The organism is Streptomyces sp. NPDC028635 (assembly GCF_040637635.1).
GTDB lineage: Bacteria > Actinomycetota > Actinomycetes > Streptomycetales > Streptomycetaceae > Streptomyces.
The window spans coordinates 188,784-211,451 of sequence record NZ_JBEZWX010000008.1 but is presented as its reverse complement, the minus strand read 5'-3'; the positions used below and the strand labels follow the sequence as shown (position 1 = coordinate 211,451).

General features: G+C 72.3%; 22 protein-coding genes. 18 read left to right on the top strand and 4 right to left on the bottom strand.

From position 1 onward, the window contains the following. The first annotated feature begins 47 nt into the window (after positions 1–47). Complete coding sequence (locus AB0E88_RS11955; RefSeq protein WP_361627907.1) at positions 48–1,010, top strand: YafY family protein; 963 nt, start codon at positions 48–50, stop codon at positions 1,008–1,010. A gap of 71 nt (positions 1,011–1,081) precedes the next feature. Here AB0E88_RS11955 and AB0E88_RS11950 read toward each other — a convergent pair whose 3' ends face one another. Further along, positions 1,082–1,708 (bottom strand): TetR family transcriptional regulator, encoded by a 627-nt coding sequence (locus AB0E88_RS11950; protein ID WP_361627905.1) that lies wholly within the window; start codon positions 1,706–1,708, stop codon positions 1,082–1,084. Between the two features lie 133 nt (positions 1,709–1,841). Here AB0E88_RS11950 and AB0E88_RS11945 point away from each other — a divergent pair, with 133 nt between their 5' ends. The 3 genes from AB0E88_RS11945 (at position 1,842) to AB0E88_RS11935 (ending at position 3,643) form a co-directional block, all read left to right on the top strand. Further along, on the top strand, positions 1,842–2,009 hold the full coding sequence (locus AB0E88_RS11945; protein ID WP_361627903.1) for a hypothetical protein: 168 nt from the start codon (positions 1,842–1,844) through the stop codon (positions 2,007–2,009). Positions 2,010–2,055: 46 nt separating this feature from the next. After that, positions 2,056–2,346, top strand: a complete 291-nt coding sequence (locus tag AB0E88_RS11940) for a DUF4190 domain-containing protein (protein WP_361627900.1) — start codon at positions 2,056–2,058, stop codon at positions 2,344–2,346. A 127-nt stretch (positions 2,347–2,473) separates the two neighbouring features. Then, positions 2,474–3,643, top strand: a complete 1,170-nt coding sequence (locus tag AB0E88_RS11935) for a cysteine desulfurase family protein (RefSeq protein WP_361627897.1) — start codon at positions 2,474–2,476, stop codon at positions 3,641–3,643. Positions 3,644–3,976: 333 nt separating this feature from the next. On the opposite strand, the gene AB0E88_RS11930 is transcribed toward AB0E88_RS11935, so the two are convergent. Next, the gene (locus AB0E88_RS11930) at positions 3,977–4,636 is read right to left on the bottom strand and encodes an N-acetylmuramoyl-L-alanine amidase (protein ID WP_361627894.1); all 660 of its coding nucleotides are present in this window, start codon (positions 4,634–4,636) and stop codon (positions 3,977–3,979) included. A gap of 60 nt (positions 4,637–4,696) precedes the next feature. On the opposite strand from AB0E88_RS11930, the gene mnmA reads away from it, so the two are divergent. Continuing rightward, entirely contained in the window at positions 4,697–5,827 is a 1,131-nt protein-coding gene (mnmA, locus tag AB0E88_RS11925) for a tRNA 2-thiouridine(34) synthase MnmA (protein ID WP_361627891.1), read from the top strand. 266 nt (positions 5,828–6,093) lie between these two features. Here the strand turns inward: mnmA and AB0E88_RS11920 are convergent, their stop codons facing one another. Both AB0E88_RS11920 and AB0E88_RS11915 read right to left on the bottom strand, forming a co-directional pair. Next, the gene (locus tag AB0E88_RS11920; RefSeq protein WP_361627888.1) at positions 6,094–6,906 is read right to left on the bottom strand and encodes an alpha/beta hydrolase; all 813 of its coding nucleotides are present in this window, start codon (positions 6,904–6,906) and stop codon (positions 6,094–6,096) included. Positions 6,907–6,943: 37 nt separating this feature from the next. Next, complete coding sequence (locus tag AB0E88_RS11915; protein WP_361627885.1) at positions 6,944–7,267, bottom strand: DUF427 domain-containing protein; 324 nt, start codon at positions 7,265–7,267, stop codon at positions 6,944–6,946. A gap of 52 nt (positions 7,268–7,319) precedes the next feature. Between AB0E88_RS11915 and AB0E88_RS11910 the strand changes: the two genes are divergently transcribed. The 13 genes from AB0E88_RS11910 to AB0E88_RS11850 all read left to right on the top strand — a co-directional run bounded on the left by AB0E88_RS11910 (position 7,320) and on the right by AB0E88_RS11850 (position 22,610). Then, positions 7,320–7,859 (top strand): TIGR00730 family Rossman fold protein, encoded by a 540-nt coding sequence (locus AB0E88_RS11910; RefSeq protein WP_361627882.1) that lies wholly within the window; start codon positions 7,320–7,322, stop codon positions 7,857–7,859. Positions 7,860–7,877: 18 nt separating this feature from the next. Then, entirely contained in the window at positions 7,878–8,576 is a 699-nt protein-coding gene (locus AB0E88_RS11905; protein ID WP_361627879.1) for an SDR family oxidoreductase, read from the top strand. A 93-nt stretch (positions 8,577–8,669) separates the two neighbouring features. Beyond that, positions 8,670–9,677, top strand: a complete 1,008-nt coding sequence (locus tag AB0E88_RS11900; protein ID WP_361627876.1) for a methionine synthase — start codon at positions 8,670–8,672, stop codon at positions 9,675–9,677. Positions 9,678–9,692: 15 nt separating this feature from the next. Continuing rightward, the gene (ligA, locus tag AB0E88_RS11895; RefSeq protein ID WP_361627873.1) at positions 9,693–11,888 is read left to right on the top strand and encodes an NAD-dependent DNA ligase LigA; all 2,196 of its coding nucleotides are present in this window, start codon (positions 9,693–9,695) and stop codon (positions 11,886–11,888) included. A 260-nt stretch (positions 11,889–12,148) separates the two neighbouring features. After that, complete coding sequence (locus tag AB0E88_RS11890) at positions 12,149–14,491, top strand: EAL domain-containing protein (protein WP_361627870.1); 2,343 nt, start codon at positions 12,149–12,151, stop codon at positions 14,489–14,491. Positions 14,492–14,754: 263 nt separating this feature from the next. Continuing rightward, positions 14,755–15,249, top strand: coding sequence for a cupin domain-containing protein (locus tag AB0E88_RS11885; protein WP_361627867.1), 495 nt, complete (start codon positions 14,755–14,757; stop codon positions 15,247–15,249). 111 nt (positions 15,250–15,360) lie between these two features. Continuing rightward, positions 15,361–15,657, top strand: a complete 297-nt coding sequence (gene gatC / locus AB0E88_RS11880; RefSeq protein WP_270081522.1) for an Asp-tRNA(Asn)/Glu-tRNA(Gln) amidotransferase subunit GatC — start codon at positions 15,361–15,363, stop codon at positions 15,655–15,657. Positions 15,658–15,662: 5 nt separating this feature from the next. After that, a complete protein-coding gene (gatA, locus tag AB0E88_RS11875; RefSeq protein WP_361627863.1) occupies positions 15,663–17,159 on the top strand; it encodes an Asp-tRNA(Asn)/Glu-tRNA(Gln) amidotransferase subunit GatA in 1,497 nt (498 codons plus the stop codon). Further along, positions 17,156–17,395 carry a hypothetical protein gene (locus tag AB0E88_RS11870; protein ID WP_103782893.1) on the top strand — a complete coding sequence of 80 codons (240 nt, stop codon included), beginning with the start codon at positions 17,156–17,158 and terminating at the stop codon, positions 17,393–17,395. The genes gatA and AB0E88_RS11870 overlap by 4 nt, the downstream gene beginning before the upstream one ends. 15 nt (positions 17,396–17,410) lie before the next feature. Further along, on the top strand, positions 17,411–18,925 hold the full coding sequence (gene gatB / locus AB0E88_RS11865; RefSeq protein WP_361627859.1) for an Asp-tRNA(Asn)/Glu-tRNA(Gln) amidotransferase subunit GatB: 1,515 nt from the start codon (positions 17,411–17,413) through the stop codon (positions 18,923–18,925). A 271-nt stretch (positions 18,926–19,196) separates the two neighbouring features. After that, entirely contained in the window at positions 19,197–21,440 is a 2,244-nt protein-coding gene (locus AB0E88_RS11860) for an MMPL family transporter (protein ID WP_361627856.1), read from the top strand. Continuing rightward, positions 21,418–21,972 carry a GNAT family protein gene (locus tag AB0E88_RS11855; RefSeq protein ID WP_361627853.1) on the top strand — a complete coding sequence of 185 codons (555 nt, stop codon included), beginning with the start codon at positions 21,418–21,420 and terminating at the stop codon, positions 21,970–21,972. Before AB0E88_RS11860 ends, AB0E88_RS11855 begins: the two co-directional genes overlap by 23 nt. 65 nt (positions 21,973–22,037) lie before the next feature. After that, positions 22,038–22,610: a hypothetical protein gene (locus tag AB0E88_RS11850; protein ID WP_361627850.1), complete on the top strand. Its 573-nt coding sequence runs from the start codon at positions 22,038–22,040 to the stop codon at positions 22,608–22,610. Positions 22,611–22,668 lie beyond the last annotated feature (58 nt).

Here is a 22,668-nt window from a genome sequence, read left to right as displayed (position 1 = left end):
CCCGTCAACATTTGCCCGGGGGTTTCCGGGGGCGCGATGCTGAGGCCGTGAAGTCCGACCGCCTGCTGTCGATCCTGCTGCTGTTGCAGACCCGCGGCCGCGTGCCCGCGCATGAACTCGCCGAGCGGCTGGAGGTGTCGGTGCGCACCGTCTACCGCGACATCGAGGCCCTGTCCGCCTCCGGCGTCCCCGTCTACGCCGAACGCGGCCGGCACGGCGGCATCCGGCTCCTCGCCGGTTTCCGCACGGACGTCACGGGCCTGACCGCGGACGAGTCCCGGGCGTTGTTCATCCTCGCCGCCGAGGGTGCGCACGCCGCGCTCGGGCTCGACGCCGCGCTGGGTTCGGCGCTGCGCAAGGTGATGGCGGCGCTGCCCGCCCCGCACCGCCCGGCCGCCGAGGTGACCAGCCGGCGCATCCTGGTCGACGCCACCCGCTGGCGCGGCGGCCCCCGGCAGGCCGTCGACCTGGACGTGCTGCAGGACGCCGTCTTCGCCGACCGCCGTCTGCGGCTGCGCTACCGGCACAGCGGCGAGCGCGAACCGCGCACCTACACCGTCGACCCCTACGGCCTGGTCTCCAAGGCGGGCGTCTGGTACCTCGTCGCGGACCGGCGCGGCCGGCCGCGGCTGTTCCGCGCCGACCGGGTGCGCTCGGCGAGGCTCCTCGACGAAGCGGTGCGGCGCCGGCCCGGCGTCGAACTCGCCGACGCGTGGGAGGTGCTGCGCCGTCAGGTCGAGGAGCGGCCCGGCGCGCTGGAGGTGGTGGTGCGTGTCCGGCGCGACCGGCTCGACATGTTCCAGCGCCTGATGGCGTCCACGCTCGTCGGTCTCCCCGACGACGACGGGCACGGCGACTGGGTGACGGCCCGTCTGTCGTACGGCGTAGTCGCCGAGGCCCGCCAGCTGCTCGCCTTCTCCGACCGCGTCGAGGTGCTCTCCCCGCCCGAGGTGCGCGAGGAACTGGCCCGCGCGGCCGCGTCCGTCGCGGAGCTGTACGGGCCCGGATGAGGCAGCCGTCCGGGTCTGGACGAGGCAGCGTCCGGGCTCGGCGGCAGTCGTACCCGCCCGGGTGAGGCGGCTCAGTCGAGCCAGTGGTGGCGGCCGATGCTGATCAGCCGCATCTGCCGGGTCGCCACCTGGGTGACCCGCTCACGCTCCGCGCGCGACGCCTCCAGGGACTCCAGGAAGAGCGAGGCGGTGATGAGCATCTGGTCGACGTAGAGCGTGGCGAGCATCAGCAGGTCGTCCTCGCTCCAGCCCGCGGAGACCGGGTCCTTGGCCAGCTCGGCCTTCACCTCGTCGGCGAACCGGGCCAGCTGTTCGCGGATCGCCTCCCGTACCGGCTGCACCCCGCCATGTCGCTCCCGCGCGATGAACCGGACGTGTGCGGGGTACGCGTCCACATGACGGGCGATCAGTTCGACGGCACGCACGATGCGTTCCTCGTGGTCGCCCGCCGTGGACACCGTCGTCCTGATCATCGGGTGCAGGCTGCCCAGCGCCTCCTCGACCAGCGCCACGCCCAGGTCCTCGATGGAGCGGAAGTGGCGGTAGAAGGCGGTCGGGGCGACGCCGACCGCGCGGGTGACCTCGCGCAGGCCCAGGCTGCTCAGGCTCTGCCCCTCCAGCAGGCCGAGCGCCGCGTCCAGGAGGGCTTGGCGGGTCTTGAGCTTCTGGGCCTGCCGGACGCCGAGGGTGTGACTCATGCCATGCAGTTAACAACTGTTCTCCGGAATTGAAAAGCCGTGGAGCGCGCTAGACTGGGTAGTCAGTGAACAAGTGTTACTACAACCGTTCACCCAAACTTCACGAGAGCATCTCGACAGGGGGCTTCATCCCATGCTCTTCCTCGTCGCCGCACTTCTGCTGCTCGGTGTCGTCATGGGCACCGTGGCCCACGCGCCGCTGTCCTTCACGGCGATCGCCGCTGTCGTCATCGCCGTCTGGCTGGCCGTCTTCGCCGTCCGCGAGCGCCACGCCCGCCGTCGCGGCACGCCCGCCAGGTGACCGTCCGCACGTCCACCACGACTTCGACCGTCGGGAGCCGACCATCATGCAACTGACCGCACCGGCCGACCGCCGCACCGGCACGACCGGCAGCCGCCGTACCGGAATGCGCGACACCGACGGCATGGCCGTCGCCTCGTTCATCCTCGGCCTGCTGGGCCTGCTCGTCCTCAACCTCTTCCTCGGCCCGATCTCCATCGCCCTGGCCTCCGTCGCCCTGTGGCGCGGCACGGCCCGCCGCGGCCGCGCCTACCTGGGCCTGGCACTGGGCGTGGCCGACCTGGTCGTCCTGTTCGCTTTCATGCAGGCGGACCACTCGGTCTCCTGGAGCTTCTGAAGCGTCACGGCCGCGCCCCGGATCCGCGCAGGGGTACGGCCGCTCGTGCCGCCGCGGGCGTGCGCGGGGCGATCCGGCCGCCCTGGAGCCGAGGCCGCCCGGAGGTGCCCCGTAGAATCGGCACACCATGGCTTACCTCGACCACGCGGCGACCACGCCGATGCTCCCGGAGGCGGCAGAGGCCCTGACCGCCCAGCTGGGCATCACCGGCAACGCCTCGTCCCTCCACGCATCCGGCCGCAGGGCACGCCGCACCGTCGAGGAGGCCCGCGAGACCCTCGCCGAAGCGCTCGGCGCCCGCCCCAGCGAGGTGGTCCTCACCTCCGGCGGCACCGAGGCCGACAACCTCGCGGTCAAGGGCCTGTACTGGTCCCGCCGCGATGCCGACCCGGCCCGCACCCGGGTGCTGGCCAGCCCCGTCGAGCACCACGCCGTCCTGGACGCCGTCCACTGGCTCGGCGAGCACGAGGGCGCCACCGTCGAGTACCTCCCCGTGGACCGTCACGGCCGGGTCCACGCCGACGCCCTGCGCGAGGCGATCGCCCGCGACCCGGACGACGTCGCGCTGGCCACGGTCATGTGGGCGAACAACGAGATCGGCACGCTGCAGCCGGTCCGGGAACTCGCCGACGTGGCCGCCGAGTTCGGCGTCCCGCTGCACTCCGACGCGGTGCAGGCCTTCGGGCAGGTCCCCGTCGACTTCGCCGCATCGGGGCTCGCCGCGATGACCGTCTCCGGCCACAAGATCGGCGGCCCCTACGGCATCGGGGCCCTGCTCCTCGGCCGTGAGTACAGCCCCGTCCCCGTCCTGCACGGCGGCGGCCAGGAACGCCACGTCCGCTCCGGCACCCTCGACGTCCCCGCGATCGCCTCCTTCGCCGTCGCCGGCCGTCTCGCCGCCGAACAGCGCGAGTGGTTCACCCGCGAGATCGGCTCCCTGCGCGACCAGCTCGTCGACGCGGTCCGTGCCGCCGTGCCGGACGCGATCCTCGGCGGCGATCCCGCGCCCGGGGGCCGGCTGCCGGCCAACGCGCACTTCACCTTCCCCGGCTGCGAGGGCGACTCCCTGCTGCTCCTGCTGGACGCCCAGGGCATCGAGTGCTCCACCGGCTCCGCCTGCACCGCGGGCGTCGCCCAGCCCAGCCACGTCCTGCTCGCCACCGGCGTCGACCCCGATCTGGCCCGCGGAACCCTGCGCTTCTCCCTCGGCCACACCTCCACCGAGGCCGACATCGAGGCCCTGGCCAAGGCCATCGGCCCGGCCGTCGAGCGGGCCCGCGCGGCGGGACTTACGTAGAGCAGACGTTCTGCGGGCCCACAGCGGGACTGACGCAGAGCCGACGTTCCCGTCGAGCAGGAGGCGGGCCCGCACCGCGGGATCACATGCAGCGACCTACGAAGCGGGTTCCCTTCGCCGGCATGGTCCGGATCAGGTACTGGGGGTCGCCTTCCGGCCGTGGACTGCACCGTCCGGCCTCTCAGCCCGACCGTCGACGTCGGCCTCAGCGGAAGCCGGGGCTTCTCGCTCAAGTCGGCTACTCCGGTCGAACTCCCTCACTCGCCTCGTAGGCCTGCAACCAGGATAGAACGCGTGGAGCGGGACGGAAGGGGGCAGACCTTGATTTTCGCCTCAGGCCGGCGCCGTCCTCGCCCGCCGCACCAGAGCCAGGTAGCGGTCCCAGTCCCAGTGCGGTCCCGGGTCGGTGTGGTCCGTGCCCGGCACCTCGACATGGCCGATGATGTGCTCCCGGTCGACGGGTATGCCGTACCGCCGGCAGACTCCGGCCGTCAGCCGCGCCGAGGCCGCGTACATCGCCGCCGTGAAGTCGCCCGGGCGGTCCACGAACCCCTCGTGCTCGATGCCGACACTGCGCTCGTTGTACTCCCGGTTGCCCGCGTGGAAGGCCACGTCCAGCTCGCGGATCATCTGCGTCACATGCCCGTCCTGACGGACGATGTAGTGCGCCGCCGCCTTGTGACCCGGGTCCTGGAACACCTTCACGGCGCTGCGGTAACTGCCCTGTGTGACATGGACGACCACCCGGTCGATCGGGTAGTCGTCGGGCCGGTCGGCCCTGCGGTAGTTCGCCGTGGAGGCCGCCACCCACAGCGCGCCCCGGAAGTCGACCGCGCCCGCCACCCGCTCCTTCTCCACCCCAGGCAGCCGCCACCACAGATGCGCCAGCTCGTCACGGGCCAGCACGGCCGTGCCCGCGGCGGCCGCCGCGCCGCCGATCAGCAGGGCACGGCGCCCGATCCGCCGGTCCGCATCACTCTTCGCATCCCCCATGTGGTCGTCAACGCATATCCGGCGATCCCGGTTCCCGCGCCCCCGTACCCTGGAAGGGCTATGACTGACACCCCGCAGCGCTCCCGCCCCCTCCGCGTCCTCGCCGCCATGTCGGGCGGCGTCGACTCCGCCGTCGCCGCGGCCCGCGCCGCCGAGGCGGGCCACGACGTGACCGGCGTCCACCTCGCGCTCTCCGCGAACCCCCAGTCCTTCCGCACGGGCGCGCGGGGCTGTTGCACCATCGAGGACTCCCGGGACGCCCGCCGCGCCGCGGACGTCATCGGCATCCCGTTCTACGTGTGGGACCTCGCCGACCGCTTCCGCGAGGACGTCGTCGAGGACTTCGTCGCCGAGTACGAGGCCGGGCGCACCCCGAACCCGTGTCTGCGCTGCAACGAGAAGATCAAGTTCGCGGCGCTGCTCGACAAGGCGCTCGCCCTGGGCTTCGACGCGGTCTGCACCGGCCACTACGCCCAGGTGATCGTGCGCGAGGACGGCTCCCGCGAGCTGCACCGCGCCTCCGACATGGCCAAGGACCAGTCGTACGTCCTCGGTGTGCTGGACGAGCAGCAGCTCGCCCACGCGATGTTCCCGCTCGGCGACACGGTCACCACCAAGGAGGAGATCCGCGCGGAGGCCGAGCGGCGCGGGCTCGCCGTCGCCAAGAAGCCCGACTCGCACGACATCTGCTTCATCGCCGACGGCGACACCCAGGGCTTCCTCGCCCGGCGCCTCGGCAAGGCGGAGGGCGACATCGTCGACGAGGCCGGCAACCGCGTCGGCACGCACGAGGGCGCGTACGGCTTCACCATCGGCCAGCGCAAGGGCCTGCGCATCGGCACCCCGGCCCCCGACGGCAAGCCGCGCTACGTCCTCGACATCTCCCCGGTGACCAACACCGTCACCGTCGGCCCGGCCGCCGCCCTGGACGTCACCGCCCTGACCGCTATCAAGCCGCGCTGGTGCGGCACGGCCCCGGAGGGCCCCGGCACCTACACCGCCCAGCTGCGCGCCCACGGCGACGAGACCGAGGTCACCGCGGAGCTGGCCGACGGCGAGCTGAAGGTCGCCTTCGCCGAGCCGGTCCGCGGCGTCGCCCCCGGCCAGGCGATCGTCCTGTACGACGGCACGCGCGTGGTGGGGTCGGCGACGATCGCGACGACCACGCGCGCGACGGCCGGCGTGGCCTGACCCGGGCGCGCCTCACCCGGACGTCCCGGGGCCGGCCTCTCACCCCGGGGTCGGCCTCTCACCCCGGGACGGGCCGGGGACCCGTCACCCCCGCAAGGTCCGGGGGCCTCTGACCCCCGCAAGGCCCGAGAGCCCCTCACTCCCGGGACGGCCCGGGGGCCCCTCACCCCCGCAAGGCCCGGGGGCCCTCACCCACGCAAGGCTCGGGGCCCTCACCCCCCGCATGTCCCAGAGGGCCCCTCACCGCCGGAAGATCCTGTCGCGCCTCACCCACAGAAGACGTCCGTCAGCACCGGGCCCAGGACGTCCGGCTCCACCATGTGGGTCTGTCCCTCAAGAACCCGGTGGTCGCTGTGCGGCGCCGCCTCGGCGACCGCCCGGTTCGCGTCCAGCATCCACGCCGGGCTCGCCCCGCCGGCCACCACCAGGAGGGGTACGGTGACCGCCGCGAGCCGCTCGCGGGGCAGCACTCCGTCGCCCATCACCGCCGCGTCGTACGCCAGGCTGGGGGCCACCGCCTCCATGCCGGCCCACATGGGCGACTGGCGCGCGCCCCGGATCACCTCCTCGCCGAGCCCGGTCAGGCGCAGGAACAGCTCCACCGCGTCCCCGCGCCGGTCCTCGGCGAGCGCCGCGGTCAGGTTCCGTACATAGGTGGCGTGCCGCTCGGCGCCGTCCGGCAGGAAGTCCGCGTACGGCACCTCGTACACGCCCGCCTGACGGACCGGCAGCCCGCTCGCCGCCGCCTCGAGCACCAGCGCGCCGCCCGAGGAGACGCCGAACAGGGCCGCCTCGCCGCCCACCGCGTCGATCAGCGCGGCCAGATCCTCGACCTCCCGCTGAACCGCGTACGGGGCCGTGTCACCGCTCTCGCCACGGCCCCGGCGGTCGTACACCACGGCCGTGCAGTGCCCGGCGAGCCGCTCGGCCAGCGGGGCCAGCGTGCGCCCGGTGGACATCGCGCCGCTCACCAGGATCACGGGCGGACCGTCGCCGTGGCGCACACCGGCGATGCGGGTGCCGTCCCGCGACACCACCGTCAGACTGCTGTGACCGTCCTGCTTCTCCTGCTTCTCCATGGCAGAGCAGACTGCCGCAGATGACGCGGCGCAGGGGTCACGACACTTCCACCTCGTAGAAGCAGAGGTGGTTCTTGATCTGCGCCACGTCCGGCTTCGGGTCCGGATACGACCACACCAGGTCCGGGGCGCCGGGCAGCGACCAGTAGGACGCCGTCCCCTTGAACGGGCAGTGGGTGTGCGTGTCGGAAGGGGTGAGGAGTTCGAGCCGTACGTCCTCGGCGGGCAGGTAGTAGCGAGGCGGACAGCCGGTCTCGTGCAGGACGAGCGGTCGGTCGCTCTCGGCCAGGACCTGACCGTCGTGCACCACGCGCACGTGCCGGTCGCTTCGCTCGACGGTGATGGTGTGTCCACGGGTCATGTCGAGGAACAGCGTTTTCCGGGCGCCGGTTCTTCCCGCGTACGGTGGCTCCATGCGTATCTGTGTCTTCCTCTCCGCCGCCGACCTCGACGACCGCTACACCCGTCCCGCGCGCGAGTTCGCCGAGTTGCTCGGCAAGGGCGGTCACACGCTCGTCTGGGGCGGCTCGGACGTCGGCCTGATGAAGGTCGTCGCGGACGGCGTGCAGGAGGCCGGCGGACGGCTGTGCGGGGTCTCGGTGGACTTCCTGGCGGCCAAGGTCCGCCCGGGCGTCGACGACATGGTGATCGCCAAGGACCTCGCCGAGCGCAAGCGGCTGCTGCTGGAGAAGGCCGACGCAGTGGTGATCATGGTGGGCGGCACGGGCACGCTGGACGAGGCCACCGAGATCCTGGAGCTGAAGAAGCACGGCCACACCGACAAGCCGGTGGTACTGCTGAACACCGCCGGCTTCTACGACGGCCTCAAGGAGCAGTTCCGCCGCATGGACGACGAGGGCTTCCTGCCCCGCCCGCTCACCGACCTGGTGTTCTTCGCCGAGGAGCCGGTGGGCGCGCTGGCCTACCTGGAGGAGAGCCAGGGCATCGCCTGACCCCGCGGTGGTGCGAGCATGGCGGGCATGGCTACACATGTGATCACCGGAGCCGGTTCCGGCATCGGCGCGGCCGTCGCCCGCCGCCTGCACGCCCGCGGGGACGACCTCGTGCTGCACGCGCGTGACGCGGGGCGCGCGAAGGAACTGGCCGCCGAGTTCCCCGGCGCGCGGACCCTGGTCGGCGACCTCGCTGACCCCGACAAGCTGTCCTGGGCGCTGTCCCACCAGTCGCTGCCGGACCGCGTGGACTCGCTGCTGCACATCGCGGGCGTCGTCGACCTCGGCCCGGTCGGCGACCTGACCCCGAAGTCCTGGCGCCACCAGCTCAACGTCAACCTGATCGCGCCCGCCGAGCTGACCCGGCTGCTGCTGCCCCAGCTGCGTGTCGCCCGCGGTCACGTGGTGTTCGTCAACTCCGGCGCCGGCCTGAACGCGCACGCCGAGTGGGGGGCGTACGCCGCGTCCAAGCACGGACTGAAGGCCCTCGCCGACGCGCTGCGCCAGGAGGAGCACGCGAGCGGTGTCCGCGTCACCTCCGTCTATCCCGGCCGCACCGCCAGCCCCATGCAGGCCAAGGTCCACCAGCAGGAGGGCAAGGAGTACGACCCGTCCCGCTGGATCGACCCCGAGTCGGTCGCCACGACGATCCTGATGGCGATCGACCTTCCCGAGGACGCCGAGGTCAACGACCTGACGGTGCGGCCCGGGCGCTGACCCCGTGCCCGGGCGCCCGCGCGCAGGCGCCGGGGCGCCCGGCCGGCGGCAGTCGGCGACGGACCACCGGTGACGCTTACGTAGGCTTCAGACGTGAGCGAAGACAGCCAGTTCAGGTTCGGGGGCGCCACCGGGATCGGGTCGATGCCCGGAGGGGACGCCCGGGAGGCCGCCAAGACCGTCACCGGGTCCTTCGAGGACTTCCCGTTTCTGCCGGAACTGCCCGCCCGCGGCCCCGGCGCGGACATGATCGGCCGGACCGCCGGCATGCTCGTCGAGCTGTACGCGCGCGTGGAGCCCAGCGGCTGGCGGCTCGGTGACCGGCCGGGCCGCGACACCAAGCGGGCCCGGTCCTGGCTCGGCGAGGACCTCGACGCGCTGGAGGAGTTCACCCAGGGCTACACCGGGCCGCTGAAGGTGCAGGCCGTCGGGCCGTGGACGCTCGCCGCGAGCGTGGAGCTGAGGAACGGCGAGGCCGCCCTCTCCGATGCGGGCGCCTGCCGCGACCTCGCCGCCTCTCTCGCCGAGGGGCTGCGCCTCCACCTCGCCGAGGTGCAGCGGCGCGTCCCCGGCGCGCAGCTCGTCCTCCAGCTCGACGAGCCGTCCCTCACCGCGGTCCTGCGCGGCCGGGTGAGGACGGCCAGCGGCTACCGCACCCACCGCGCCGTCGACCGCCAGATCGTGGAGGCCACCCTGCGGGACACCGTCGCGGTGCACACCGGCGGCCCCGTCGTGGTCCACTCCTGCGCCCCCGACGTGCCCTTCGCACTCCTGGGCCGGGCCGGCGCGGCAGCCGTCTCCTTCGACTTCTCGCTGCTCACCGAGCGTGACGACGACGCGATCGGCGAGGCCGTGGAGGGCGGCACCCGGCTGTTCGCCGGTGTCGTGCCGGGCACGGACGGCCCGTTGTCAGACCCTGCCGGTAGCGTCATGGGTGTCAGGACGCTGTGGCGCAGGCTGGGCCTGTCCCCGGGGCTGCTCGCTCAGGCGGTCACGGTGACGCCGGCGTGCGGGCTCGCGGGCGCCTCCCCGGCGTACGCGCGCCAGGCGCTCGCCCACTGCGTCCAGGCGGCGAGATCCCTCGCGGACAACCCAGAGTAACGGGAGGACCACACGGTGGCCGGCGACAAGCAGCAGGCGGAGACGGCAGTGCCCGCCGAGGCACGTGAGAAGCACGCGCAGCTCGCTGAGCAGATCGAGGAGCACCGCTTCCGGTACTACGTGAAGGACGCTCCCGTCATCAGCGACGCCGAGTTCGACAAGCTCCTGAAGACGCTGGAGGCGCTGGAGGAGCAGTATCCGGAGCTGCGCACCCCGCAGTCCCCGACGCAGAAGGTCGCGGGCTCCTACGCGACGGAGTTCACCGCCGTCGAGCACCGCTCCCGCATGCTCTCCCTGGACAACACCTTCAACGACGACGAACTCGCCGGCTGGGCCGACCGCATCGCGCGCGAACTGGGCGAGCAGAAGTACCACTTCCTGTGCGAGCTGAAGGTCGACGGCCTCGCCGTGAACCTCACCTACGAGCACGGCCGCCTCGTCCGCGCGGCGACCCGGGGCGACGGCCGCACCGGCGAGGACATCACCCCCAACGTCCGCACGATCGCGGAGATCCCGGACCGCCTCGACGGGGACGAGGTCCCCGACCTCGTGGAGATCCGCGGCGAGGTCTACTTCCCCGGGGAGAAGTTCGAGGAGCTGAACGCCCGCCTGGTCGAGGCGGGGGACAAGCCCTTCGCCAACCCGCGCAACGCCGCCGCCGGTTCGCTGCGCCAGAAGGACCCGCGGGTGACCGCCACCCGCCCGCTGCACATGGTGGTGCACGGCATCGGCGCCCTGGAGGGCTTCGAGGGCCTCACCCGCCTCTCCCAGGCGTACGACCTGCTGAAGACCTGGGGTCTGCCCACCTCCCGGCACAACAAGGTGGTCGACGACCTCGACGGCGTCCGCGAGTTCATCGCCTACTTCGGCGAGAACCGGCACTCGGTGGAGCACGAGATCGACGGCGTCGTCGTCAAGCTCGACGAGATCCGGCTCCAGGGCCGCCTCGGCTCCACCGCGCGGGCGCCGCGCTGGGCCATCGCCTACAAGTACGCGCCGGAGGAGGTCAACACCAAGCTCGTCAACATCCGCGTCGGCGTCGGCCGCACCGGCCGCGTCACGCCGTACGCGCAGGTCGAGCCGGTGACGGTGGCCGGCTCGGAGGTCGAGTTCGCCACCCTGCACAACCAGGACGTGGTCAAGGCCAAGGGCGTCCTCATCGGTGACACGGTGGTGCTGCGCAAGGCCGGTGACGTCATCCCCGAGATCCTCGGGCCGGTGGTCGACCTGCGCGACGGCAGCGAGCGCGAGTTCGTGATGCCGAGCGAGTGCCCCGAGTGCGGCACGCCGCTGCGGCCCATGAAGGAGGGCGACGTCGACCTGCGCTGCCCCAACGCCCGCACCTGCCCGGCCCAGCTGCGCGAGCGCCTGTTCTACCTCGCCGGCCGCAAGGCCCTCGACATCGAGCACTTCGGGTACGTCGCCGCGGCCGCCCTCACCAAGCCGCTGGAGCCGGCGGACCCGCCGCTGAAGGACGAGGGCGACCTGTTCGACCTGACCGTCGAGCAGCTGCTGCCCATCAAGGCGTACGTCCTCGACCAGGACAGCGGTCTGCCCAAGCGGGACCCGAAGACCGGCGAGGAGAAGATCGTCACCGTCTTCGCCAACCAGCAGGGCGAACCGAAGAAGAACGCCCTGGCCATGCTGGAGAACATCGCGGCCGCCAAGGAGCGCCCGCTCGCCCGCGTCCTGACCGGCCTGTCGATCCGGCACGTCGGCCCGGTCGCCGCCGAGGCGCTCGCGCGGGAGTTCCGCTCCATCGACCGCATCGAACAGGCCGACGAGCTGGAGCTGGCGAACACCGACGGCGTGGGCGCGATCATCGCCGCCTCCCTCAAGGAGTGGTTCGCCGAGGACTGGCACCAGGAGATCCTGCGCAAGTGGAAGGCCGCCGGCGTCCGCATGGAGGAGGAGAGCACCGGAGAGGACGAAGGACCCCGCCCGCTGGAAGGGCTTACCGTCGTCGTCACCGGCACCCTGGAGCACTTCACCCGGGACGGTGCCAAGGACGCCCTGCAGAGCCGCGGCGCCAAGGTGACCGGTTCGGTGTCGAAGAAGACCTCGTTCGTCGTTGTGGGGGACAACCCCGGATCGAAACACGACAAGGCGATGCAGCTCAAGGTGCCCGTCCTGAACGAGGAGGGCTTCAACGTCCTGCTCGACCAGGGACCCGAGGCCGCGGCGGACGTCGCTCTTTCGGCCGAGGAGTAGCGGTTGAAGGCCACCCGATCGGCGCATATCAGATGCATAGGGGTGGCCGGGGCGCATTCGGGCAACCGTCGGCGACCGCTGCCCGAGGAAGGCGTCCGCGGCCTACTGTTGAGATGTGCGCCTGCCGTGCCCAGCTGCGGTCGGGGCATCCTCGTGCTCGCGCATGAGCAGGGGGAAGGGTTTTCCGACGCGGAGCCGTTGAGGGAAGTCGGGCATCGGGCCGCGAGGCGTGGGCACCGCCGGCTGTGAGAGGGACGGGAATGGAACCGACCGAGAGCACCGCCCCCGGCTCACGGCTGCGCCTGCGCCGTGTGGCGGGCGCGCGGCGGGGGAGCCGGTGGGTGACACGCGCGACACGGCGCGGCGGCGCCTGCGAGCGCGCCGCCCCCGCGTACCCCGGCGCCGACGGCAGGGACCCCGCACGGCTGAGCGCCGGCCCGACGGGCGCAGACGGGCGCGATGCCGCCCGGCCCGGCGCCGGCCCGGGCCGCCCCGACGGGCTCGATCCCTCCCGCCCCGCCGCGGCCCTGCCCGGCGCCGACCACGAACGCCACCCGTCCTGGCCCCCGCTGCCCGCCGCGGTCGTCGCGGCCGCCGCCTTCGTGCTGGGCGCCGGCTTCTACCGCGCCTTCACCGGCGGTCACGCCCTCTTCCCGTCCGGCGCGGTCGGCTGGTCGCTGGCCCTGCTGACCGGCATCATCGTCGGCCACCTCGTCATGCTGGGGCGCGCCCGCTGGTGGGGCGGCACCGGCTCCGGCGCCGCCCTCACCCTCGCCGTCCTGCTGCTCTACGGCTGGGTGCCGGCCGGCATGGTCAGTCTCACCGTCGTCGTCCTGGTCGGCATAGCCCGCCGCCACCGCTGGCGGCAAGGCGTGCTGCACGGCTCGGTGGACCTGCTCGGCATCGGCGCCGGCGCCCTGGTGCTGGCCGCCTTCGGCGCCGTACCGACCGTCGAGGCGCCCTCGGACCCCGGCAGCTGGACCTTCTACACCGCCCCCGAGGTGGTGCTCGTCGCGGTCGCGTATCTCGCCGTGACCCGCATCCTGCTGTGGTACCTGCACGCGCCGCGCTCCGGCGGGCTGCCCACGGTCGCGCGCACCGCCCTGGTCAGGCAGGGCCTGGTGGCCGTCGCCCTGCTCGGCATAGCCCCCCTGGTGTGCGTGGTGGCCACCGACAAGCCGGTGCTGCTGCCGCTGTTCTCCATCCCGCTGATCGCCCTGGACTCCACCCTGTGGATAGCCCGGGCCCGGGCGGAGGAGCAGCTGCGCGACCCGCTCACCGGGCTGCCCAACCGCCAGTGGCTGCTGGAACGCATCTGGACCGCGCTGGACGACGCCGAACGCATCGACGCCCGTGCCGCCCTCGTGCTGATCGACCTGGACCGTTTCCGCTCGGTCAACGACACCCTCGGCCATCTCGCCGGGGACCGGCTGCTGCTCCAGATAGCCGACCGGCTGCGGCTCGCCCTGCCGCGCGGCGCGGAGGTGGCGCGGCTGGGCGGTGACGAGTTCGCCGTGTTACTGCCGGTCGCCGACTCCACGACCTCCGCGATGCGCGTCGCCCGTGGCCTCGTCGCCGACCTCAGCTCCCCGCTCGACCTCGACGGGCTCACCCTCGTGCTGGAGGCCAGCGCCGGTGTCGCCGTCTTCCCCGACCACGCGCTCGACGCCGAGGGACTGCTGCGCCGCGCCGACGTGGCGATGTACCAGGCCAAGCGGGACCGCACCGGCGTCGAGGTCTACGAGTCCAAACGCGACTCCAACACCCCCGACCGGCTCGGACTGCTCGGCGATCTGCGCCGGGCGCTGGACGCCCACGAGGTCCAGCTGCACTACCAGCCCAAGGTCCGCTTCGACGGCCAGGTGGCCGGTCTCGAAGCCCTGGTGCGCTGGGTGCATCCCGAGCGTGGCAAGGTGCCCCCGGACGAGTTCATAGCGATCGCCGAGTCCTCCGGCCTGATGCCGCACCTCACCGAGTACGTGCTGGACACCGCGCTCGCCCAGGTCGCCCGGTGGCGCTCGCAGGGACTGTTCGTGCCGGTCGCCGTCAACGTCTCCCCGCGCGACGTCCACACCCCCGGCTTCGCCGGCTCCGTCGCCGCCCGGCTGGCCCGGCACGGGGTACCGGCCGGGTCGTTGCAGCTGGAGATAACGGAACACGTCCTGCTGGAGGACCCGCAGCGCGCCGCCGACACCCTCGCCGGACTCACCGGTCACGGCGTGAAGATGTCCCTGGACGACTTCGGCACCGGCTACTCCTCCCTGGTGCACCTGCGCCGCCTCCCGGTCAGCGAGCTGAAGATCGACCGCTCCTTCGTCGCCCGGCTCGCCGTGGACACCGAGGACGCCGAGATCGTGCGCTGCACCGTCGACCTCGCCCATTCGCTGGGCCTGCTGGTCGTCGCCGAGGGTGTCGAGGACGACGAGACCTGGGAGCGTCTGCGCGACCTGGGCTGCGACGCCGTCCAGGGCTGGCTGGTCGCCGCCGCGATGCCGCCGGACGAGACGACGGCCTGGCTGCGCGCCCGCGGCTCCCGAGGCTGGCAGCGCCCCGCTGCGGCCCTCCCCGCCGCCACGGTGGACGACCCGGGCCGGGTCAGCTAGGACCGGCTCCCCACACCGCCCACGGCCCTGGCAGCCTCACCGCCGGCAGCCCGGCAGCCCGGCAGCCCGGCAGCGTCAGCCCGGCCGTCCTGCTCGGCGCCTCCTGTGCAACGGCGGCGCGGAAGCCGTCGGTTGCGGGATCCCCTCGGCCACCGTGATCGTTGTACGGATCAGTGCCGCACCGCCCTTCGCGGTCCGAGCACGCAGAGCGCACAGAGCACGCAGAGCACTGTGCGTGCGGGCAAGAATGAGGGGGACACGTCATGTCGCTGTTCGTGCCGAAGTTCGACGAGACCGTGCTGGTCCGGGACGCCGAGGCGGAGGTCGTCGGGGGTGACCCCGTCGCCGTCAAGCTGCTCGCCGACAGCAGCGCCACCGGCGGCGCGCTGTCCACCGTCCGCGTGACCCTCGGCGAGGGCGCCGACGGTGCCAAGCCGCACGTGCACCACCACTCCGCGGAGATGTTCTACCTGCTCGACGGCGCCCTGGACGTCCTGTCCGGCGACGACGTCGTCACCGCCGAGCGCGGCGACCTGATCATCGTCCCGCCGAACCGCCCGCACGCCTTCGCCGCCGTCCCCGGCGCCACCGCGGACCTTCTCATCGTGATCACCCCGGGCGTCGAGCGCTTCGAGTACTTCCGCCACCTGCAGCGCATCCGGCTCGGCGAGGTCCCGCTGTCGAGCATCCTCGAGGTGCAGGAGACGTACGACAACCACTTCCTGCACAGCGAGGCCTGGGAGAAGCGCCGCGGCTGACCCGGGGCGGGGCCGCCTCGCGCGGCCCCCCGGCAAACCGTTTAACAGGCACGGCCCCCCGCCCCATAGGATTGGGCCAAACCACACACACTCACCCCAGAGGATCGCTGCATGCCTGGCATCACGCGCGAGGAGGTCGCCCACCTCGCCCGGCTGGCGCGTCTGGAGCTGAAGCCCGAAGAGCTCGACCACTTCGCGGGACAGCTGGACGACATCATCGGCGCGGTGGCCCGCGTCAGCGAGGTCGCCGACCAAGACGTACCGCCGACCTCGCACCCGCTCCCGCTGACGAACGTCATGCGGCCGGACGAGATCCGTCCCTCGCTCACCCCCGAGCAGGCGCTGTCCGGCGCCCCGGCCCAGGAGCAGCAGCGTTTCAAGGTGCCGCAGATCCTGGGGGAGGAGTGACCACCATGACGGACAACATCATCAAGCTCACGGCCGCGCAGATCGCCGAGAAGATCGCCTCCGGCGAACTGACGGCCGTCCAGGTCACCGAGGCCCACCTGGCCCGGATCGAGGCCGTCGACGAGAAGGTGCACGCCTTCCTGCACATCGACCGCGAGGGCGCGCTGGCGCAGGCCCGGGAGGTGGACGCCAAGCGTGAGCGCGGCGAGAAGCTCGGCCCGCTGGCCGGCGTCCCGCTCGCGCTGAAGGACATCTTCACCACCGAGGGCGTGCCCACGACGGTCGGTTCGAAGATCCTCGAAGGCTGGATCCCGCCGTACGACGCGACCGTCACGCGCAAGCTGAAGGCCGCCGACGTCGTCATCCTCGGCAAGACCAACATGGACGAGTTCGCCATGGGGTCGTCGACGGAGAACAGCGCCTACGGCCCCACCGGCAACCCGTGGGACCTCACCAAGATCCCCGGCGGCTCCGGCGGCGGTTCCTCCGCCGCGCTGGCCGCCTTCGAGGCCCCGCTCGCCATCGGCACCGACACCGGCGGCTCCATCCGCCAGCCGGCCGCCGTCACCGGCACCGTCGGCGTGAAGCCGACCTACGGCGCGGTCTCCCGCTACGGCATGGTCGCCTTCTCCTCCTCCCTCGACCAGGGCGGCCCGTGCGCCCGTACGGTCCTGGACGCGGCCCTGCTGCACGAGGTGATCGCCGGCCACGACCCGCTGGACTCCACCTCCATCGACGCCGCGGTCCCGCCGGTCGTCGAGGCCGCCCGCAACGGCAGCGTCGAGGGCATGCGCGTCGGCGTCGTCAAGCAGTTCCGCGGCGAGGGCTACCAGCCGGGCGTGATCCAGCGCTTCGACGAGTCCGTCGCGCTGCTGAAGGAGCTGGGCGCCGAGATCGTCGAGCTGGACTGCCCGTCCTTCGACCTCGCGCTGTCGGCGTACTACCTGATCGCGCCGTCGGAGTGCTCCTCCAACCTGGCCCGCTTCGACGGGCTGCGCTACGGCGTGCGCACCGGCGACGACGGCAGCCGCTCGGCGGAGGAGGTCACCTCCCTCACCCGCGAGGCCGGCTTCGGCCCCGAGGTCAAGCGCCGCATCATGCTGGGCACGTACGCGCTGAGCTCCGGCTACTACGACGCGTACTACGGCTCCGCGCAGAAGGTCCGCACGCTGATCAAGCAGGACTTCGACAAGGCCTTCGAGCAGGTCGACGTGATCGTCTCCCCGACGACCCCGACCACCGCCTTCGCGATCGGCGAGCGCGCCGACGACCCGATGGCGATGTACCTCGCGGACCTGTGCACCATCCCGACCAACCTGGCGGGCAACGCGGCCATGTCCCTGCCCTGCGGTCTCGCCCCGGAGGACAACCTCCCGGTCGGCCTGCAGATCATCGCCCCGGTGATGAAGGACGAGCGCCTGTACAAGGTGGGTGCCGCGGTCGAGGCCGCCTTCGTGGAAAAGTGGGGGCACCCGCTCCTGGAGGAGGCTCCGTCGCTGTGAGCAAGCTGTCCAAGGCCAAGGACTTCAAGAAGTCCAAGTCCGGTACGTACCTGTCGATGGCCACCACCGCGTTCGGCGCGCTCGGTGTCGCCAAGCAGATCAAGAAGGCCCGCGCCGAGCAGGACACGCTGCGGCTGATCGACGCCACCGTCTCCGCGGTCGCGATCGTCACCGGCCTCGCCATCCTGTACCGCGAGCTGAAGCGGCTGGGCGACGACGACGTCCTGCTGGGCTGAGAGGGAAGTTTCACCGTGACCACCACGACCGACCTGGTGCCGTACGACGAAGCACTCGCGTCGTACGACCCCGTCATGGGCCTCGAGGTCCATGTCGAACTCGGCACCAAGACCAAGATGTTCTGCGGCTGCTCGACCTCGCTCGGCGCCGACCCGAACAGCCAGACCTGCCCGGTCTGCCTCGGCCTGCCCGGCGCGCTCCCGGTCGTCAACGCGACCGGCGTCGAGTCCGCGATCAAGATCGGCCTCGCGCTGAACTGCGAGATCGCCGAATGGTGCCGCTTCGCCCGGAAGAACTACTTCTATCCGGACATGCCGAAGAACTTCCAGACCTCCCAGTACGACGAGCCGATCGCCTTCAACGGCTACCTCGACGTGCAGCTGGAGGACGGCGAGACCTTCCGCGTGGAGATCGAGCGCGCCCACATGGAGGAGGACACCGGCAAGTCGACGCACGTCGGCGGCGCCACCGGCCGTATCCACGGCGCGTCCCACTCCCTGCTGGACTACAACCGCGCCGGCATCCCGCTCATCGAGATCGTCACCAAGCCGATCGTCGGTGCCGGCGAGCGCGCGCCCGAGGTGGCGAAGGCGTACGTGCGTGAGCTGCGCGAGGTCATCCGTGCCCTCGGCGTGTCCGAGGCCCGCATGGAGATGGGCCAGATGCGCTGCGACGTGAACCTGTCGCTGCGCCCGAACGGCACCGAGAAGTTCGGCACCCGCAGCGAGACCAAGAACGTCAACTCGCTGCGCTCGGTGGAGCGTGCGGCCCGCTACGAGATCATGCGCCACGCGGCCGTGCTCTCCTCCGGCGGCACGATCGTCCAGGAGACCCGCCACTTCCACGAGGACACCGGGTCCACGACCTCGGGCCGCGTGAAGGAGGAGGCCGAGGACTACCGGTACTTCCCGGAGCCCGACCTGGTCCCCGTCGCGCCCTCGCGCGAGTGGGTCGAGAAGATCCGCGCGGCGCTGCCCGAGACGCCGCTGGCCCGCCGCACCCGGCTGCTCGCCGAGTGGGGCATCACCGCCACCGACATGCAGGCGATCCTCAACGCCGGCGCGCTGGACCTGATCGTCGCCACCATCGACGCCGGGGCCGACGCGGCCTCCGCCCGCAAGTGGTGGATGGGTGAGCTGGCCCGCAGCGCCAACGAGTCCGGCAAGGCGCTGGACGAGCTGGCGATCACGCCGCAGCAGGTGGCCCGGGTGGCCGAGCTGGTCACCAAGGGCGACCTGAACGACAAGCTCGCCCGTCAGGTCATCGAGGGCGTCCTCGCCGGCGAGGGCACGCCGGACGAGGTCGTCGACAAGCGCGGTCTGAAGGTCGTCTCCGACGAGGGCGCGCTCACCGCCGCCGTCGAGGAGGCCATCGCCGGCAACCCGGCCATCGCGGACAAGATCCGCGGCGGCAAGGTGGCCGCGGTCGGCGCCCTGGTCGGCGCCGTCATGAAGGCCACGCGCGGCCAGGCCGACGCGGCCCGCGTCAAGGAGCTGATCCTCGACAAGCTGGGCGTCAGCGAGGGCTGAGCACCCGCACAGCACATGCGGCAGGCCCCGGGGACGATGTCCCCGGGGGCCTGCCGCATGTGAGTGACGCCACAACAGGTGACAGAGTGCCGCCGATTGTCCTGTGACCTCGCTCCCAACACCTGTGAACAAGGCCACGAAAGCCGCAAAGGATCTCTTCCGCCTGTAAGAGTGGCCAGGCGTTGCTCATGCGTTCTTTGCGGGCTGTTCGGTTAATGGACCACTGTTCCCGGTCAAAGATCCACAATTCAGTCACTCTGGGAGCAGGTTCGTGGCAGCCCTTGCACGCTGGTGTGTCCGACGGCGCCTGATCGCCGTACTGCTGTGGCTCCTCGCGTTCGGCGGGGTCACCGCTGCCGCCGCCGTGACCGGCTCCGCCTACTCCAACGACTACGACGTCCCCGGCACCCAGGCCGGCCACGCCGCCGAACTGCTCGCCGAAGGCTTCCCCGGCATGAGCGGCGACAGCGACACCGTCGTCTGGCACACCACGACCGGCACCGTCCGGGCCGCCGACGTCGAGCAGACCATGACCCGCACGCTCGAGAAGATCGACGACCTGCCCGGCGTGGTGGCCGTCAGCGGCCCCTACAGCGGCCAGGGCGCCGGCCGGATCAGCGCCGACGGACACACCGCGTACGCCACCGTCACCTTCGCCGACACCGTCGAGCACCTCACGCCCGCCGAGGCGCAGGCCGTGGTGCACACCGCCAAGTCCGCCGAGGGCGACGGGCTCCAGGTCGAGCTGGGCGGCAGCGCCATCGCCCTGACCAAGACCTCCGGCGGCCACCTGGCCGAGGTGGTCGGCGTCCTCGTCGCGGCCCTCGTGCTCTTCCTCGCCTTCGGCTCGCTCGCCGCCTCGCTGCTGCCCATCGCGACCGCCCTGGTCGGCGTCGGCACCGCCTACGCGGGGATCGAGCTGCTCGGGCACGCCATGACCGTCGCCGACTTCGCGCCCATGCTCGGCATGCTCATCGGGCTCGGTGTCGGCATCGACTACGCCCTGTTCATCGTCACCCGCCACCGACGCGGACTCAAACGCGGCCTGAGCGTCACCGAGGCGGCCACCAACGCCGTCGCCACCACCGGACGTGCCGTCGTCTTCGCGGGTGCGACCGTGTGCATCGCCCTGCTCGGCATGCTGATCCTGCGCCTGAGCTTCCTCAACGGCGTCGCCATCGCCGCCTCGCTGACCGTGGTGCTCACCGTCGCCGCCTCCGTGACCCTGCTGCCCGCCCTGCTGTCGTTCATCGGCATGCGCGCCCTCAGCCGCCGCGAACGGCGCCGGCTGGCCGAGCACGGCCCGCAGCCGGAGCTGCCGACCGGGTTCGCCGCCCGCTGGTCGGCGTTCGTCGAGCGCCATCCCAAGAAGCTCGGCGGCGTCGCCGTCGCCGTCATCGCCCTGCTCGCCCTGCCCACGCTCTCCCTCCACCTGGGCACCTCCGACCAGGGCAACGACCCGCAGGCCTCGACCACCCGCAAGGCCTACGACCTCCTCGCGGACGGCTTCGGACCCGGCGTCAACGGCCCCCTGACCCTGGTGACGCGCGTAGACGGCGCCCAGGACAAGCTCGCCCTCGACAACCTCGACACCACCCTGCGCGGCACCCGCGGCGTCGCCTCCGTGACCCCCGCGACCTACGGTCCCGGCGGCGACACCGCCTACCTCACCGTCGTCCCCGAGTCCGCGCCGCAGTCGCAGGCCACCAGTGAGCTCGTCGACCGGCTGCGCACCGACGTGCTGCCCCGAGCCGAGGCCGGCACCTCCCTCGACGTGTACGTCGGCGGCGTCACCGCCTCCTACGACGACTTCGCCGGGGTCATCGTCGGCAAGCTGCCCCTCTTCGTCGGCGTGGTCATCGGCCTGGGCTGCCTGCTGCTCCTGCTCGCCTTCCGGTCCGTCGGCATCCCGCTCAAGGCCGCTGTGATGAACATCGCCGCCGTCGCCGCCGCGTTCGGCGTCGTCGTCGCGATCTTCCAGTGGGGCTGGGGCAGCGAACTGCTCGGACTGGGCCGCGCCGGCCCCATCGAACCCTTCCTCCCCGTGATCATGGTGTCGGTCCTCTTCGGGCTCTCCATGGACTACCAGGTCTTCCTGGTCAGCCGGATGTACGAGGAGTGGCTGGAGACCGGCGACAACCGGCGCGCCGTGCGCATAGGGCTCGCCGAGACCAGCCGCGTGATCAACTCCGCGGCGGTCATCATGATCTCCGTCTTCCTCGCCTTCGTCCTCAGCGGCGACCGGGTCATCGCCATGTTCGGCATAGCGCTGGCCTCCGCCGTCGCCCTGGACGCCTTCGTCCTGCGCACCCTGCTGGTGCCCGCCCTGATGCACCTGCTCGGCGCCGCCAACTGGTGGCTGCCGCGCGGCCTGGACGGTGTCCTGCCCCGCATCAGCATCGAGCCGCCCGAGTGCCGCGCCGCCCATGAGAGGCTGGCCGCTGCGACGGACGCCGAGGTGGCGGACGTACTGGCGAAGGAGCAGCAGCAGGATGTACGCGATATCCCTGGGTGACGACGGAGCGCAGTTGCGGCCGCTGGAGCCCTGGCACGCCGAGGAGTTCCTGGCGCACCTGGAGCGGGGACGCGACTTCATCAACCGGTACATCCCCTTCGGCTCCAAGGCCGTGGACGTCCCCACGGCACGCGAGGCACTCCAGCGGTACGCCGACATGCGCGCCGCCGGCACGGCCGCGCTGCACGGACTGTGGCTGGACGGCACGCTCGTCGGCGGTGTGCTCACGCTGAACTTCGACGCCGAGAACGGCAGCTGCGAGGTCGGCTGCTGGCTGGAGCCGGCGGCGACCGGGCGCGGGCTGATCACCCGGGCGATGCGGGTGCTCATCGACTGGGCCGTCGAGGAGCGCGGGATCCACCGCGTGGAGTGGGTAGCCTCCGCGGGCAACGTCCCCAGCATCAACGTCGCCCGCCGCCTCGGCATGACCCGCGACGGGGTGCGGCGCGCGGCCTACCTCCACCACGGGGAGCGGCACGACCTGGAGATCTGGTCGGTGCTCGCCCCGGAATGGCGCGCGGCACGCGCGTGACGGGTGCCGGTGCCCCGTGACGATCATTAAGGGACCTCTCAGACTCCGTCCGTACGGTGCGGAGCATGGCTACCAAGACTGAGCACGAGGCCGCGGCGACGCAGGCCGACGAGGCGACCGGGACCGAGGAGGAGACGCAGGACGCGCAGACCGAGCAGGCTCCGCAGGCCGAGCGGGACGCGCAGGCCGGGCAGGAGACGCCGGAGGCGGAAGCGCGGGAGGCCGAGCCGCAGGACGGCGCCCCCTCGGGGGTCGGCCAGGGCGCCGGCGCCGTCGTCGCCGCGGGTCTGGGCGTCGTCTCGCTCACCGGAAGCTGGACCGGCACCGTGGCCTCCGCGCGCGAGGCGCTCATCGGCCAGCTGCACACCTCGTCGTCCTCCAGCGTCGCGACGATGGTCAAGGAGGGCTACGGCGACGCCTGGCAGGCCACCGCGCTGTGGGCCGGCCTGTTCGCGCTGGCGGCGCTGGTCGTGGGCGTGGTCGTGCTCGCCCGGCCCGCGTTCGGCGCACCCGGCCGGCCGCAGGCCCCGTGGATCAAGTCGGTCGCCTGGGCGGGCGTCTCGCTCGGCGTGATCGGCCTGCTCCTGGCGGTCCTGAAGTACACGGGCGTACTCCTGAGCCTGCCCGCCACGAGCTGAACGACCCCGCCGGTCCACGCGGGGCCGCCGTAGGCCCCGCGAAGCGTCTGCCCAGGTC

Coding starts and splice junctions, on each gene's coding strand:
- AB0E88_RS11920 (WP_361627888.1), bottom strand. CDS start 6,906: ATGGAGAAGCAGGAGAAGCAGGACGGTCACAGCAGTCTGACGGTGGTG.
- gatA (WP_361627863.1), top strand. CDS start 15,663: ATGACGGACAACATCATCAAGCTCACGGCCGCGCAGATCGCCGAGAAG.
- AB0E88_RS11910 (WP_361627882.1), top strand. CDS start 7,320: ATGCGTATCTGTGTCTTCCTCTCCGCCGCCGACCTCGACGACCGCTAC.
- AB0E88_RS11850 (WP_361627850.1), top strand. CDS start 22,038: ATGGCTACCAAGACTGAGCACGAGGCCGCGGCGACGCAGGCCGACGAG.
- AB0E88_RS11885 (WP_361627867.1), top strand. CDS start 14,755: ATGTCGCTGTTCGTGCCGAAGTTCGACGAGACCGTGCTGGTCCGGGAC.
- AB0E88_RS11935 (WP_361627897.1), top strand. CDS start 2,474: ATGGCTTACCTCGACCACGCGGCGACCACGCCGATGCTCCCGGAGGCG.
- AB0E88_RS11905 (WP_361627879.1), top strand. CDS start 7,878: ATGGCGGGCATGGCTACACATGTGATCACCGGAGCCGGTTCCGGCATC.
- AB0E88_RS11930 (WP_361627894.1), bottom strand. CDS start 4,636: ATGGGGGATGCGAAGAGTGATGCGGACCGGCGGATCGGGCGCCGTGCC.
- AB0E88_RS11855 (WP_361627853.1), top strand. CDS start 21,418: ATGTACGCGATATCCCTGGGTGACGACGGAGCGCAGTTGCGGCCGCTG.
- gatC (WP_270081522.1), top strand. CDS start 15,361: ATGCCTGGCATCACGCGCGAGGAGGTCGCCCACCTCGCCCGGCTGGCG.
- AB0E88_RS11950 (WP_361627905.1), bottom strand. CDS start 1,708: ATGAGTCACACCCTCGGCGTCCGGCAGGCCCAGAAGCTCAAGACCCGC.
- AB0E88_RS11890 (WP_361627870.1), top strand. CDS start 12,149: ATGGAACCGACCGAGAGCACCGCCCCCGGCTCACGGCTGCGCCTGCGC.
- AB0E88_RS11945 (WP_361627903.1), top strand. CDS start 1,842: ATGCTCTTCCTCGTCGCCGCACTTCTGCTGCTCGGTGTCGTCATGGGC.
- AB0E88_RS11915 (WP_361627885.1), bottom strand. CDS start 7,267: ATGACCCGTGGACACACCATCACCGTCGAGCGAAGCGACCGGCACGTG.
- AB0E88_RS11940 (WP_361627900.1), top strand. CDS start 2,056: ATGCAACTGACCGCACCGGCCGACCGCCGCACCGGCACGACCGGCAGC.
- mnmA (WP_361627891.1), top strand. CDS start 4,697: ATGACTGACACCCCGCAGCGCTCCCGCCCCCTCCGCGTCCTCGCCGCC.